We start from the raw sequence: 13,616 nt of genomic DNA on the forward strand, positions 1-13,616 counted from the left end.
CCCGGTCCGATGCGGACGCGGACGCTGGAACGGTTGCGGTGGCTGAGCGTGCTGTGCCTGGTCGGTGCGGCGGTCTGCTTCATGCTGGTCAATCGACGGACGAATGCGCTTGAACGGGACTGGGCGCATTTCCCGTCGCCCGCGCCGGGCATGTCGGTGAGGACGATGGTCGACGTGCAGGGAACGGCGCGTTACCAAGTCCGGATGGACACGCCCCTGCCGCTGGCGGCGCGCCACGACGTGCATTTCCTCGACCTGCCGTCGCAGCCGGCCGATTTGCGTCTATTGATCGGGAGCGGGCGCGGTGCCGCGAAGACGGTCGACATCCGTGTGCTCCACTTCTGCCCGGTATCGGGCGGGGACGGCATCGCCACCTATTGCTCGGAACCGTTCGAGATGGCGTCGGGGCAGCAAGACATCGAAGTGTCGGTGGCGGATGACGGGCTGCCGCCGGGGCGAGACTTGAGCATCGTCGAGATCGGCGAGGGTTCGGGTTTCCTCATCGTGCAGGATTTCATGCGTTTCTTCGGTTGGGCCGCCCTTGCGATCGGCTCGGCGCTGTGGATCGCGCTCGCGTTCGCCCGCCGTTACGCGACTTCCGACGCCCCGCGCTGATGGTCAGGGCCAGCACCGAAACGCCCGAGACGCCGCCCTTCGACGGCCGCGCCTTCGCCCGCGAGCTGACGCCTGCGCCGGGCGTGTACCGCATGTACGCGGTCGACGACAGCCTGCTGTACGTCGGCAAGGCGGCGTCGCTGAAGAAGCGCGTCGCCAGCTACTTCACCAAGGCGCTGCAGGCGCGTACCGCGGCGATGGTGGCGCAGATCGCGCGCATGGAAGTGACGGTCACGCGCACGCCGGGCGAGGCGCTGCTGCTCGAGAACCAGCTGATCAAGTCGCTCAAGCCGCGCTACAACGTGCTGCTGCGCGACGACAAGAGTTACCCGTACGTCGTGCTGACCCGCGAAGCCTGGCCGCGGATCGCGTTCCACCGCGGTGGCCGCTCGCTGCCGGGGCGTTACTTCGGCCCGTACCCGAGCGTGCCGGCGGTGCGCGAGACGCTCAACCTGATGCACAAGATCTTCCGCCTGCGCAGCTGCGAGGACAGCGTCTTCCGCAACCGTTCGCGGCCGTGCCTGCAATACCAGATCGGCCGTTGCAGCGCCCCCTGCGTGGGATTGGTGCCGGCGCGCGATTACGCCGACGCCGTGCGCCGGGCGACGCTGTTCCTCGACGGGCGCAGCGACGAGCTGACGGCCGAGCTGACAGCGGCGATGGAAGAGGCCAGCGCGCGGCTCGACTTCGAGGACGCGGCGCGCTTGCGCGACCTGGTCGCGACCATCCGCAAGCTGCAGTCGCGGCAGTACGTCGACGGCCAGGCGGCCGATCTCGATGTGCTGGCGGTCGCGATGCGTGGCGCGCAGGCCTGCGTGATGCTGCTGACCTTCCGCGACGGCCGCAACCTCGGTACCCGCGCCTTCTTCCCGAAGACCAACGGCGAGGACAGCGCCGAGGCGGTGCTGGGCGCGTTCGTCTCGCAGTACTACGGCGAGCAGGTGCCGCCGCGCGAGATCGTGCTGGATCGCGACATCCCCGATCGCGAACTGCTGGAAGAGGCGTTCGGCGTCTCCGCCGGACGCAAGGTGCAGCTCAAGACCAGCGTGCGCGGCGAGCGTGCGGGGTACGTCGATCTCGTCCGCCGCAACGCCGAACTGTCGCTGGCGACCGAGATCGGCAGCAACGCCGCCCAGCGCGCCCGCGCGGAATCGCTGCGCGACCTGCTGGGGCTGGACGACGTGCCGCGGCGGATCGAGTGCTTCGACATCAGCCACACCATGGGCGAGGCCACCGTGGCCTCGTGCGTGGTGTTCGACGCCGACGGCCCCGTGCGCAGCCAGTACCGCCGCTACAACATCGAGGGCGTGGCCCCGGGTGATGATTACGCGGCGATGCACCAGGCGCTGGAACGGCGCTTCCGCAAGGCCGCCGAGGCGACGGAGGCCGCGGCGCAGGCCGGCGAGGGCGAGGCACCGGCCTCCGCCGTGCTGCCCGACCTCCTGCTGATCGACGGCGGTGCCGGGCAGGTGGCCCAGGCGCATGCCGTGCTGGCGGACCTGGGCATCGCCGAGGTCCGCGTGGTCGGCGTCGCCAAGGGCGAGGCGCGGCGGGCGGGCGACGAGACGTTGCTGCTGCCGGACGGCCGTGAACTGCACCCCGGGGCAGGCTCGCCGGGCCTGCAATTCGTCCAGCAGGTGCGCGACGAGGCCCACCGGTTCGCCATCACCGGCCACCGCGGGCGGCGCCAGAAGGCCCGCACGGCGAGCAAGCTGGAAGAAATTCCCGGAATCGGACCGCGCCGACGCGCTAATCTGTTGCGGCATTTCGGCGGTCTGGGCGGCCTGAAGGCGGCCGGCGTCGAGGAGATCGCCCGGGTCGCGGGCATCGACGCCGCGCTTGCCCAACGCATCTACGCCGCCCTCCACGGTCTGGAGTTCCAGGAAGGTCCATGAAATTGACGATCCCGACCATGCTCACCCTTGCCCGGATCGTGATGATCCCGGTGATGGTGCTGGTCTTCTATCTGCCGTACCGCTGGAGCAACTTCGCCACTGCTGCGGTGTTCGCACTCGCGGCGGTGACCGACTGGCTGGACGGCTGGGTCGCGCGCCGCTACGGCCTGCATTCGGCGTTCGGCGCGTTCCTCGATCCGGTCGCGGACAAGCTGATGGTGGCGGTCGCGCTGTTCCTGATCGTGCAGGGCCATCCCACGCCGTGGATGGCGTTCTGGGCGGCGGTGATCGTCGGTCGCGAGATCGCGGTGTCGGCGCTGCGCGAATGGATGGCGGAGATCGGCCAGCGCGCGACGGTGAAGGTCGCGATGATCGGCAAGATCAAGACGGTGGTGCAGATGCTCGCGCTGCTGGCGCTGCTGTATTCCGTGGTGCCCGGACAGCGACCGGCGCCGTGGCCGCAGGACCCCGTGTTCCATGTCGGCGACTGGATGCTTGCGGTCGCCGCGTTGCTGACGCTGTGGTCGGGCGCCCAGTATCTGATCGCCGCGTGGCCCGCTTTGATGGCGGATGAAAAAAAGACTGTTGACATGGGCGAATCAGACGCTAAAATTTCAACTCCACCGCGGGAATAGCTCAGTTGGTAGAGCACGACCTTGCCAAGGTCGGGGTCGCGAGTTCGAGTCTCGTTTCCCGCTCCAGTTTCAGACGTGCCCCGGCTTGCCGGGGCTCGTTTTATCAAGACCCAGGGATGTCCACGCGTTTCGACGCATGTGCAATCGGGTCGCCCCCGTCACTGGCTTGGTGGCAGAGTGGTCATGCAGCGGACTGCAAATCCGCGTACGCCGGTTCGATTCCGACCCAAGCCTCCAGTTTCCGCGAAACCCGCTTCGGCGGGTTTCGTCGTTTCTGGCCTCTCGCATCCGATTGCGCATCCGCATCCGGACGCGCTCGCCGGACCTGATGTGTCGGGTCGAACGCATGGGCGATGCCCTCCCTGTCGTTCCGTTCCCGGTTTCGCCTGATCCTGCCTCGATGCCTGTTGCCGATCGCTGCGTGTCATGCGGTGGTGCCGGCACGCGTCATCCCCTGCCGGCATCATCGTGCGCGGACCGTCGTGTTCGAACGACCACCAGGGCCGATGCGTCCGTGTCGAACGTGGTCACTGTCCCCTCGTGACGACCTCCGATGCGTTTTCTTCCTGCCGATGTCGCCATCCCCGGCCTCGATCGCGTTCATGCGGCTTTCCCGTCAGCCGGGCGTGCTCCCGCGCACGGTGTCACGGACCGGGGATGCTACCGTCGGCGGACCCGGGAGGCGTGGCCGACGGGTACCGAACATCGTTAGCAAAGCCGTATTTCCCGGTGAATTTGCTAACGCCACCACAAAAGATGACGTCAAGGAGAAACTCCATGTTGAAGCATTCCCTGCATGCCCCTTTCCTGGTTCTGGTCCTGGTCGCCGGCGCGTTGGCCGCGCCGAGCGCGCTCGCTGCATGTGGTTGCACCGATGATGGCCACGGCACCCCGTTGCTGGGAGGGCATAGCCTCGGCCAATCGTTCCCGCCGACCGGCCTGGTCGCGCAGGACGTGGCATGGCGTGTCTATGAGTTCGAGCGCGAAGGCATCCGCTACGTGCAGGTCAACGATCACTACGGCGTCGTGCGTGCGGCAGTCGGCCGCATTGCCGACACGCTGTGGGTGCTGCCGATGGGCACGGATGTCGATCGGGTGCGCGTGTCCGGCGGCACGACGTCCCTGGCGGCGCCGGGTATGCGGACGGTGTATCGCAGCGCCGAGATCGAGGTCGACGTCGTGCTGGACGCGAACGGACAGCCGTCCTGGATCGTGCGTTCGCTCGTCGCGGCTCAATGAGTGGATGGCGGTGAATCGATCGATTCGGACAACAGCACGCAGACCCGGTGTGCATGGCGGCGATGAATGCCGCCATGCGCCTTGACCCGTGCGGACAGCAGCGAGTCCGCCGCTGCGCCGGCCTGGCTGGCGTGCGCGGGTGCGGTGGGCGAGGCCGAGACGAACAGGGCGATGCCCTTCGATCTTCGGCCTCGCCAGGTTCGCATCTTGATGCGGTACTCGTCCGGGTCGCATTCGGACAGCAGCGCCATCGCGTTGCAGATGCATCGGTAGGCCACGAGTTGCAGGTCCACCGACAGCCACCGTGGCTGTCCGCGCAGGGCATAGATCACGTCGGCACCGCCGGCCCAGAATCCGGTGAAGGCTTCGGAGTGGACCACGGCGTACAGCCCCTGTTCCTCGATGCGGATCGGGTACAGCGCCTGTGCCTGTTCGTCGAACACCCGTCGGTGCCGGACCCCGTCGCTGTTGAGGTCCATCGCCGCGGTGTAGTTGCCGTGGGCCTTGAGCGATTCGGCCAGGTCGCGTCGCTCGTCGTCCAGCAGCAACTGCATCTGCGCCATGTACAGCAGTTGCTCGCGCAGCACGCGTTCGGTCGAAAGGAAGCTGCTGCGCGCCATCTTCAATGCATGTGCCTCGGCGATGCCGGAGCGGCGCGCGGTGTCGTAGTGCTCGGAGATGACGGTGCCGAGGATGAGCAACGCCGCCGCCGCGATCGCCAGTGCCTGCTGCGCGAGGAACACGGTGTCGTCGTGCGTGCCCGGGATGCCGGTGTAGGTCAGCGTCTGCGCGATGGCCAGGTTGACCGCGAACACGCCGATCGCCGAGCCGCGCCAGCCATGGAAGAAGGTCAGGAACACGGCGGGCACGATCATCAGCATCAGCAGCGATAGCTGCAGTGCATGGTCGATGCGCGCCGGCAAGGTGATCAACGCGTAGAGCGCGAGGATCGCGAGCAGCGCGATCGCGCCGTCGCGGATGAGTCGCCGCGGCGAGAAGACCTCGCGACGACGCAGCCGCCAGAGCAGGGCCGGCAGGCCGACCATCAGGATGCCGAGGAAGTCGCCGGTGCAGTAGATGCCGAACTTCGGCAGCGTGACGAGGGTGCGCGGGCCGTGCAGGAAATAATTGAGGCCGAGGTTGCACAGCGAGGACCAGAGCGCGATCGCGATCGCGGCCAGCGGCAGCCAGCGTGCGATGGCGGCGGGATCGGGCAGCACGCGACGCACTGCGCCAGCGACCGGTGAAACAAGGCCGATCAGCAGGAAGGGACTGAGGTACGACCACAGCGGGCTGTAACGCTCGGCCATCGGCACGCGGATGATCAGCAGCGCCGCGACGTCACCCGCGATGATGAAGGGCCAGGTGCGCCAGGGAAGCAGCAACAGACAGGCGGCACGAAGCCCAGCCGGCAGGAACCACTGGTCGAAAGAGAGGTAACGCATCACCAGATAGGCGATGCAGTACCCGGCGCCGAGCGCGAGTCCCCTCATCGCGCCGGCCCATTTCGCAGCTTCCATGGCTTCTCCCTGTTTCCTCTGTGTCGCCTGCCGGGATCCCATCCTTGACATTCCGCGCAGAAGCTATTCGCACAAAAAAACAGGTTCGTCAAACCCCGCAAGTCGCTTCCGGACGATCGGTGTGCATCATAACCAACCCGTCACGGCGCCGTGGATGCGGATGTTCGCCAGATCCGTCGCGGCGACTTCGATGCGTTCGCTGCCGCCGCCCTGGCCGACGAGGCACCAGGCATCGCGCCGGATCAGGACGCGGCGAATGTCGGGCCGTCCCCACAGCGTGTAGGCGTAGATGCCGCCATCGACCACGTCCTCGTGCCGGCTGATGGATGCGTCGACCAGCACCAGCGCGAAACGCTTGATCTCGGGTTCCATCGCGCGCGACAGCTGCGCGGCCCAGCGCACGTTCTCGATCGGTGTCGGGCCGAGTTCGCGACGCACGATGAATTCCGGCAGCACGATGCGGTCGCCGCTGTCGCCGCGGCCGAAGCCGGGCAGGTGCAGCAGGGCGACGTGCTCGGCGGGGACCGCACCGCCGATGAGCACGCCGCCCGTCGACGATGTCCGCGCGGATTCGGCGTACATGCGACGTGCGTACGCCTTGCTGATGCGTTCGGGCGGGACATCGAGGAGGGCCGCGATCGCCGGGGCATGGTCGGCCGGGATCGGACGCCGGCCCGTGCGCCATTGCGAGACATTGTTGTAACCGATGCCTTCCAGCTGCGCCGCCACCGTGGTGTTGCGCATGCCCGTCTCGTTCATCGCATCCGCAAAGGCCTGTGCGTACTTGTCCATTCCCGTTGTCGCGCGTGTTGGCGCCCCCCCGCCGGAGCATAGGGTACCGCTTGGCGGGGCTTGCCGGTTTGCTAACTATCAGCTAACTTCAGCTATCCGGATCGGAAGCCGCCGGAGGTCCTTGCGATCCTGCACGACCCCGGCGGTTCGCGCAATCCGGCGATGCGAAGGCGGCTTTCCGGCCCTTGCGGGCCGTCTGGCGATGCTCACAGGGAGGTGCATCATGCTCATATTGTCCTGCAGGGTGGGAAGCACCATCCGGCTGGGGAACGACATCCGGATCACAGTCCACGCCCGTCTCGGCGATCGCGTGACCTTCGGGGTCCTGGCACCCCGGCAGCTCGAACTCCGTCTGGATGACACGGCGCTGCAGCCGGCGCCGCAGCGCAGCGGGGGATGCTGGTATCTCTTTTCGCTGCTCGGGATCCGCGCATTCCGGATCGGGACCATCGAAATCCGTCTCTGTGCCCGGGCCGGCGACGCTGCCGACGACCAGGTCCACCTCGCGTTCCTCGATGCCGAGGCGGTGCACATCCAGTTGGTCGAGCCGGCCGGGGCGCAAGGCGGTGGCCTGCGGTCCTTCCTGCGCGGCGACAAAGGCGACTGGACGCGATCGCTCACGCGCATGGTCCTGGCCGGCCTGTCCCTGCGTCATCCCTGAGCCTGCCCGGAGCGCGCCCACGGCCCGCGTATACTGCGGCGGTCGCGGTCGCGGTCGCGGTCGCGGTCGCGGTCGCGGTCGCGGGCGCAGCGCGTGCCGCGATGACCTTGCCCGGGTGGCGAAACGGTAGACGCAGGGGACTTAAAATCCCTTGAATTTTCTTCTTGTGCTCTCTTGTGATGTCCAGTAAGTGCATGAATATGCTATATTTCATGCGCAGGTTTGTCTCGTTGCATCTCTGGTGATTCCGGAGAATCCGATGCGGAACGGGCACCAAGAGGGCACGGAACATGGCAGCAGGATTCGGGGTTCTGACCGCGCGTGGCTTGGCCGCGCTCAAGCCAGGCGAGTGGGTTGCGGACCCGGCGGCGCGTGGCGCGGGCCGCCTGCAAGTACGCAAGCTGGCGAGCGGTGAACTGACGTTCTATTACCGCTACACCACGCCGGAAGGCGGACGGGACAGATTGCCGTTGGGCTCTGGCCTTGATCTGCGCGAAGCGCGGTCGATCGCGTCCAACTTGTCTCGCCGCTATCAGAGTGGTGAGCGTAATCTCCGCGCGGCCCTGCTTCGTGAGACCGAACAGAAGCAGCATGCCGAGCGGCGCGCAGCGCAGGTTGCCGCTGAATTGCAATCGGCGAGTCTGGGCGCACTGCTCGAAGCCTATGTCGAGGAACTGAAGCGATCCGAGAAGTCGAGCGCTGGCAGCGTCGAGAAGTGCCTGCGACGCAATGTGGAGAAGCCTTGGCCGGAGCTGTGGGCGAAGCCGGCCGTTGAAGTGTCGCTGGAGGAGTTGATCGACGTCGTCGCGCGGTTGGCCGATCAGGAGAAGATGCGCGAGGCGGACAAGCTCCGCGCGTATCTGCGCGCGGCCTATGCTGCGGCGATCCGCGCGAAGCAGAGCGCGAGAATGCATCCCGAGCTTCGCCGCCTCAACATTTCCGTCAATCCGGCGCGTGATCTGATGCCGGTCGAGGGCGGCGCCAATGCACGAAATCGAACGTTGTCGGTGGCGGAGCTTCAGGCATATTGGAACCGGATCAAAGTGCGCGCCGATGTGACCGGCGCGCTGCTGCGGTTTCATCTTCTGACCGGCGGACAGCGGATCGCGCAGTTGGCGCGAGTGCAGATGAGTGCCTGCGATCCTGTGGCGGGCACATTCCTGATGCAGGATCCCAAAGGACGGCGCAAAGCAGTCCGACAGCATCTGGTTCCGTTGTTGCCGGCGGCGAAAGCTGCAGCAGAGGCGATGTGTGGTGGACAGTTGGGGCCATTCCTCTTCACGGTGACCGCAGGACAGTCGGGGGCCGACTATTCGTCGGTGCGCCATCACCTTGATGGTGTAGTGCAGGAGATGCTTGGTGCCGGAGAACTGGAGAGTGGCCGGTTCACGGCCGGAGATCTGCGGCGTACCGTGGAAACGCGACTCGCGGCGCTGGGTATCTCGAAGGATGTTCGTGGGCAGATCCAGTCACACGGCCTCGGGGGCGTGCAGGACAAGCACTACGATCGCTACGAGTATCTGGATGAGAAGCGGAACGCCCTCCTGCGGCTCTACGATCTGCTGGAACTTGCGGTCAGTCGTGAATCAGCGAAGGCAGTGATGTCGCGCGAGCACAGCCATCAGCAGCGCGAACAGGCGCATGGCATTTCAAGCGCCGCATGACACTTCATTGATTCGCCGTCGCCAGCGCCCGCCAGTCCCGTCCAAAATAGCGGCATGACCGATCAAAAACCTCGCAAACGTTCCCGAGCCCTTCCTGTCCTCGATCCACCCTTCGATCCAGCCGCACTGTGGAACTACGGTCCAGGCCTGCACTACGACCCCATGTTGCCCGAGGAGGTCCGCGTCGCGATCCCACCGGAGTGGGCCGAGGTACTGGACATGCCAGCCTTCACCACGGCGCTAGGTAAACGACTGGGCCTCTATCACTACTACACAGCGTTGACGACTGATGGTCTGACGGCCACGAACGCCTTGAAGTTAGCTGAGGATGCTTTCCGGTTGCTGGACGAGGCCTGCACCCGCCTCAATCACCTGCCGCCGTTGGCCAAGTCCCTGCTCGATGAGCGAGTGGAGGCCGATTCGAAGCTGACCCGCACGATGCTGGATCGCGCGACCGCTTTGTACGAGGTACGTGGCGACCTCCAGTGGGTGACATCGACGATCAAGTGTGACTTCGTCGGCGCTGGCCGCACCTCGGCCGGTCTGCGCGATGTCATGTTCAAGGACGTACGTGACTTGATCCTGTCTCACGCCTCAGGCGAACCGACCAAGGAGGCCGCCACGCGTCTCCTGTGTCGGCTGATGCGCGCTGCCCACATTTCGATTCCAGCCCGGCTGGAGGTGATGCAGCGGTACATCCGTCGCGTGGAGCGTGCGCGGGAGCAGGAAGCCCAGGACCTCATGGATCTCATCGAGGCATCGGCGTCAAGGACACAAAATTCGACTTAGTTAGGGTCGAATGTTTAGTCGTTACAGCATCGTTGCCATGTGAAGAATCGGGAGCCGCTGCCACTCGCAGCGGCCTGTCCCGTCCGGTGCAGGCCCTTTCAGAGACCTGCCCATGACCTGCAAAATCCCCACGCCCACGCCAGGCGATCTGGCCCTCGAACGTCTCCCCCAGATCAAGGCCCGTACCGGGCTGTCCCGCTCCGAGATCTACCGCCGCATCGCGCTGGGCGCGTTCCCGGCGCCGATCAAGCTGGGCCTGCGTGCCAGCGCCTGGAGCAAGCACGAGGTCGATGCCTGGATCGCCCAGCGCATCGCCGAGCGTGATGCGAAGGGGGCGGCATGACTCGTCGCCCTTGTGATTCCGCGGCCACGCCGCATACGACGCATGCGATCGCCCTGCAGACACCGTCCAGTCGCCTGCCTGGCCGTTGGCGCCAGCGTCTGCCCAAGCCGGAGACCTACTACCGCCGTGAGGTTCCCAGTCTGGGCCGCGTGCGTGACGACGGCTGGGCGCAGGGACTATGCCCCTTCCACGACGATCACACCCCCTCGCTGTCGGTGCACCTCGGCGGCGATCGTGGCGGCTGGGTCTGCTTCGCCGGCTGCGGCAAGGGTGATCTGGTCGGCTTCCACATGCGATTGAAGGGACTCGCCTTCCGCGAGGCCGTCCGCGATCTGGAGGAGGGCGCCCGATGACGACCATGACCGAACACGTCCTCACTCGCGAGACCCTCGAACAGGCCGTGCAGCGCCTCTGCGCAGGCTGGTTACGCCAGGGATTCGTACTGGAAGGCGTCTTCCCGTATGCCACCGGCCAGGGCGACATCCTGTTCTGGCGTGCCCGGCTCAAGCACCCGGACGGGCGCAAGGCGTTCCCGGCATTCCACTGGGACGGCGAGCGCTTCGTCGCGGGCGAGACAACGGTGCCACCGGAGGGCAAGCCGCTGTACCGGCTCCCCGAACTACTCGCCAGCGACAGCCCGATCGTGGTCGTCGTGGAAGGCGAGACCAAGGTCGATGCATTGATCGCGCTGGGCGGCACGGCCACCACCAGCGGTGCTGCGACCTCTGCTGGCCGGGCTGACTGGACGCCGGTGGCGGGCCGGATGGCGCTGTGTTTCCGTGACAACGATGCCGCAGGCCTGACCTATGCGCGCGAAGTCACCCGCTGCCTGCGCGCGCAGTGCGTCTACGTGCACTGGATCGATGTCGCCGCGCTCGATCTGCCCGAGGGTGGCGACGTGATCGACTGGCTTGCGCTGCGACCGGATGCGACGTGGGCTGACGTGCTGACACTGCCCCGGCTGGCCGTGCCGGATCTGGGCGGGGATGCGATGCCGCGCGCCGACGCAACCGAACCGCGACAGGTCAAGCCCCTCGCGCGCCGGGATCCTGCGCAAGCGCGCCCCCGTCCGGTACCGGAACCCCTGCGACGACCTTTGCGACGCGCGCAGCCTTACCCGATGGAAGCGCTCGGCGAGTTCCTGGGCGGCGCGGCGGCGCGCATCCACCAGGTCGTGCAGTCCCCGTCCGGGCTGTGCGGGCAAGCCGTGCTCTCGGCTGCCAGCCTCGCCGTGCAGGCGCTGGCCGACGTGGCCATCGATGGTCGCCGCATGCCGTTGAGCCTGTGGCACCTGTCGGTCGGCGAGTCGGGCGAGCGCAAGAGCGCGACCGATGCCCTTGCGCTGCGGGCGCATCGTGAACGCGAGCGCGCCCTGGCGGACAACTTCGTGCAGGAACTGGCGGCCCACGAGGCGGAGGCCGGCGCCCACAAGGCGGCGGTGCGCCGGATCGAAGGCAAGGGTGAGCCAGATGAGGTACGGGCCGCTCGCAAGGAGCTGGGGCCTGCACCATCGCGTCCGCTGGAGCCATGGCTGTTGCTGACCGAGCCGACGCTGGAGGGGCTGCAACGGCTCTATCAGCGTGGTCGGCCCAGCCTCGGGCTGTTCAACGACGATGCCGGCGACTTCGTCCACGGCCATGCGATGTCCAGCGACAACCGGATCAAGTCCGGTGCGGTCATGTCGCGACTGTGGGACAACGGAGAACTGACCCGCTCCCGCGGCGGCGACGGCACCTCGAAGTGGTACGGCCGCCGCCTGGCGATGCACCTGATGATTCAGCCGGTGATCGCCGAGCAGTTGCTGTCGGACCGGGCGCTGCTGGAGCAGGGGTTCCTGGCCCGTTACCTGGTGTGCTGGCCGGCGTCGACCATCGGTACGCGCGTGTACGTGGCCGAAGACCTGACGGTCGATCCGGTGATGCAGCGTTACTGGCAGCGGATGCATGCACTGCTGGCCATGCCGGCGCCCACAAGGCTCGGGAAGAAGAACGAACTGGACCCGCGCGTGCTCACGCTCGCGCCGGACGCCAAGGCGTTCTGGATCGAGGTCGTCAACCACATCGAGCGGGACCTGTGCGGTGAACTATTGAGCGTGCGCGGATCGGCCGGCAAGGCGGATGCGCAGATCCTGCGCATCGCGGGTGTGCTCACCCTGGTCGAGGATGTGCATGCAGGAAGCATCTCGCTCGACGCCGTGGAACGCGCAACCGTGCTGATGCAGTACCACCTGGACGAAGCGCTGCGCATCATCGGGACGAGCCACCCCGGGCAGCGGATCGAGGACGCGGAGGCGTTGATCCAGTGGTGTCGCCGGACGAAGCGGGAATGGTTGTACTCGGCGGATGTCTTGCGCAATGGACCCATCACGATCCGCACCCGCGATGCCTTCCTCGCGGCGGTGAAACAGTTGCAGGAGGCGGGCTGGGTCGAGGCGGAGCAGCATCACCAAGTGCTCGGGAACAAGCTGCGCGCCCGGGCGTGGCCGCTGCATCCGGATGCGTTGCGCTGATGGGCGCGCTGTCCGACTTCCTGGCGCGACGCGAATCGTCGCCAGTGCAAAAGGGCGATTCGCAGACCGGGGCGGCCACCACGCGTGGACGTCCCGGGATGTCTTGCGATGGGGTGGGTGGCATGGGCGGGCCTGCAAGGGCCGGTTCGCGCGATTCGCAGGCATCCGAGGCTCTGCGAGCCGGCTTGATGAGGATCGCCAAGACAGAGGGCATCCCGGATGCCATCGTGGCTACGATTGAGCCTCGTGATCTGGGCGCCTGCGCCGGGCTGCCGATATCGACGCTCGGCGCTTACCTCCGAGCCCTGCAACGGTCGTCGGAGATGGCCGAAGGTCGTGTGCCGATCGGCTGGACGCAGATCGCACACTGCGCGGGTTGTGGTCCGGTCTGGCTTCCACCGGCGATGCCGTCGACCGTGGTGGCGTGCCCGTGGTGTCGTCACCGGCGCGTTGGTCGTCGCCTGCCGATGCCGAGCATCTGAAGCGGAGTTTGCGCATGCAGCAGCGCACGCCCGCCGGTTCTTCTCCCATCTGGATCACCCAGGACGCGCCGGGACTGCGTGCCGCGGCGCGTTTGCCTGTGCGCGACGAAGCGGCCACGCTGATACGTGTGCGGCATGCCGTCCTGTCGATACGTCGTGCGGGCCATCGCACTCTTCAACAGCTGGAACCAGTCTGTCTGTATCTCTTGGAGAGAGGGATGCAGGGGAGAGGCTATTCCATTCGCGGAGCGAATGGCTCCGGAAGATGGCGCCTGCCTGGTACCGACCGGTGCGGTGATCGTGTCCGCTGTCGTTCCTTCCGTCCCGATGTCGGATCGATCAGCGGGATCGCATGCGTGCTCGCTGTCCCATTGCCGGCAAGGACGCTTCGCGCAGGCAAGACAAACGGCAGAGAACGGCCAGAGCGAAGCCACGATTCAGCGAGGCGCGCGTAATGCTCTGGAGGAATGCA

13 protein-coding genes and 2 tRNA genes are annotated in these 13,616 nt (G+C 66.7%); 13 read left to right on the plus strand and 2 right to left on the minus strand.

Going from position 1 to position 13,616, the window contains the following annotated elements:
* The first annotated feature begins 9 nt into the window (after positions 1 to 9).
* The 6 genes from ACT53R_RS17150 (at position 10) to ACT53R_RS17175 (ending at position 4,384) form a co-directional block, all read left to right on the plus strand.
* Positions 10 to 615, plus strand: a complete 606-nt coding sequence (locus ACT53R_RS17150; protein WP_476173128.1) for a hypothetical protein — start codon at positions 10 to 12, stop codon at positions 613 to 615.
* Positions 615 to 2,510: an excinuclease ABC subunit UvrC gene (gene uvrC / locus ACT53R_RS17155; RefSeq protein ID WP_476173129.1), complete on the plus strand. Its 1,896-nt coding sequence runs from the start codon at positions 615 to 617 to the stop codon at positions 2,508 to 2,510. Before ACT53R_RS17150 ends, uvrC begins: the two co-directional genes overlap by 1 nt.
* Complete coding sequence (pgsA, locus tag ACT53R_RS17160; RefSeq protein WP_476173130.1) at positions 2,507 to 3,145, plus strand: CDP-diacylglycerol--glycerol-3-phosphate 3-phosphatidyltransferase; 639 nt, start codon at positions 2,507 to 2,509, stop codon at positions 3,143 to 3,145. The genes uvrC and pgsA overlap by 4 nt, the downstream gene beginning before the upstream one ends.
* Positions 3,136 to 3,211: transfer RNA gene (locus ACT53R_RS17165), tRNA-Gly, on the plus strand. Before pgsA ends, ACT53R_RS17165 begins: the two co-directional genes overlap by 10 nt.
* A 97-nt stretch (positions 3,212 to 3,308) precedes the next feature.
* Positions 3,309 to 3,382 (plus strand) — tRNA-Cys (locus ACT53R_RS17170).
* 540 nt (positions 3,383 to 3,922) lie between these two features.
* Positions 3,923 to 4,384, plus strand: a complete 462-nt coding sequence (locus tag ACT53R_RS17175; RefSeq protein WP_476173131.1) for a hypothetical protein — start codon at positions 3,923 to 3,925, stop codon at positions 4,382 to 4,384.
* Here ACT53R_RS17175 and ACT53R_RS17180 read toward each other — a convergent pair.
* Positions 4,378 to 5,904, minus strand: coding sequence for an MASE1 domain-containing protein (locus ACT53R_RS17180; protein WP_476173132.1), 1,527 nt, complete (start codon positions 5,902 to 5,904; stop codon positions 4,378 to 4,380). The genes ACT53R_RS17175 and ACT53R_RS17180 overlap by 7 nt on opposite strands.
* A 126-nt stretch (positions 5,905 to 6,030) precedes the next feature.
* Positions 6,031 to 6,648: a hypothetical protein gene (locus ACT53R_RS17185; protein ID WP_476173133.1), complete on the minus strand. Its 618-nt coding sequence runs from the start codon at positions 6,646 to 6,648 to the stop codon at positions 6,031 to 6,033.
* Between the two features lie 271 nt (positions 6,649 to 6,919).
* Between ACT53R_RS17185 and ACT53R_RS17190 the strand changes: the two genes are divergently transcribed.
* The 7 genes from ACT53R_RS17190 to ACT53R_RS17220 all read left to right on the plus strand — a co-directional run bounded on the left by ACT53R_RS17190 (position 6,920) and on the right by ACT53R_RS17220 (position 13,144).
* Entirely contained in the window at positions 6,920 to 7,357 is a 438-nt protein-coding gene (locus tag ACT53R_RS17190; protein ID WP_476173134.1) for a carbon storage regulator, read from the plus strand.
* A 290-nt stretch (positions 7,358 to 7,647) separates the two neighbouring features.
* Positions 7,648 to 9,021 carry a hypothetical protein gene (locus ACT53R_RS17195; RefSeq protein ID WP_476173135.1) on the plus strand — a complete coding sequence of 458 codons (1,374 nt, stop codon included), beginning with the start codon at positions 7,648 to 7,650 and terminating at the stop codon, positions 9,019 to 9,021.
* A gap of 54 nt (positions 9,022 to 9,075) precedes the next feature.
* Positions 9,076 to 9,810 (plus strand): hypothetical protein, encoded by a 735-nt coding sequence (locus tag ACT53R_RS17200; RefSeq protein WP_476173136.1) that lies wholly within the window; start codon positions 9,076 to 9,078, stop codon positions 9,808 to 9,810.
* A gap of 112 nt (positions 9,811 to 9,922) precedes the next feature.
* A complete protein-coding gene (locus ACT53R_RS17205) occupies positions 9,923 to 10,153 on the plus strand; it encodes a helix-turn-helix transcriptional regulator (protein ID WP_476173137.1) in 231 nt (76 codons plus the stop codon).
* Entirely contained in the window at positions 10,150 to 10,506 is a 357-nt protein-coding gene (locus ACT53R_RS17210) for a CHC2 zinc finger domain-containing protein (protein ID WP_476173138.1), read from the plus strand. The genes ACT53R_RS17205 and ACT53R_RS17210 overlap by 4 nt, the downstream gene beginning before the upstream one ends.
* Positions 10,503 to 12,662 carry a YfjI family protein gene (locus ACT53R_RS17215; RefSeq protein WP_476173139.1) on the plus strand — a complete coding sequence of 720 codons (2,160 nt, stop codon included), beginning with the start codon at positions 10,503 to 10,505 and terminating at the stop codon, positions 12,660 to 12,662. The genes ACT53R_RS17210 and ACT53R_RS17215 overlap by 4 nt, the downstream gene beginning before the upstream one ends.
* A 188-nt stretch (positions 12,663 to 12,850) precedes the next feature.
* On the plus strand, positions 12,851 to 13,144 hold the full coding sequence (locus tag ACT53R_RS17220) for a hypothetical protein (RefSeq protein ID WP_476173140.1): 294 nt from the start codon (positions 12,851 to 12,853) through the stop codon (positions 13,142 to 13,144).
* The last annotated feature ends 472 nt before the right edge of the window (positions 13,145 to 13,616 follow it).

It is taken from the genome of Lysobacter sp. DMC104 (assembly GCF_056313665.1).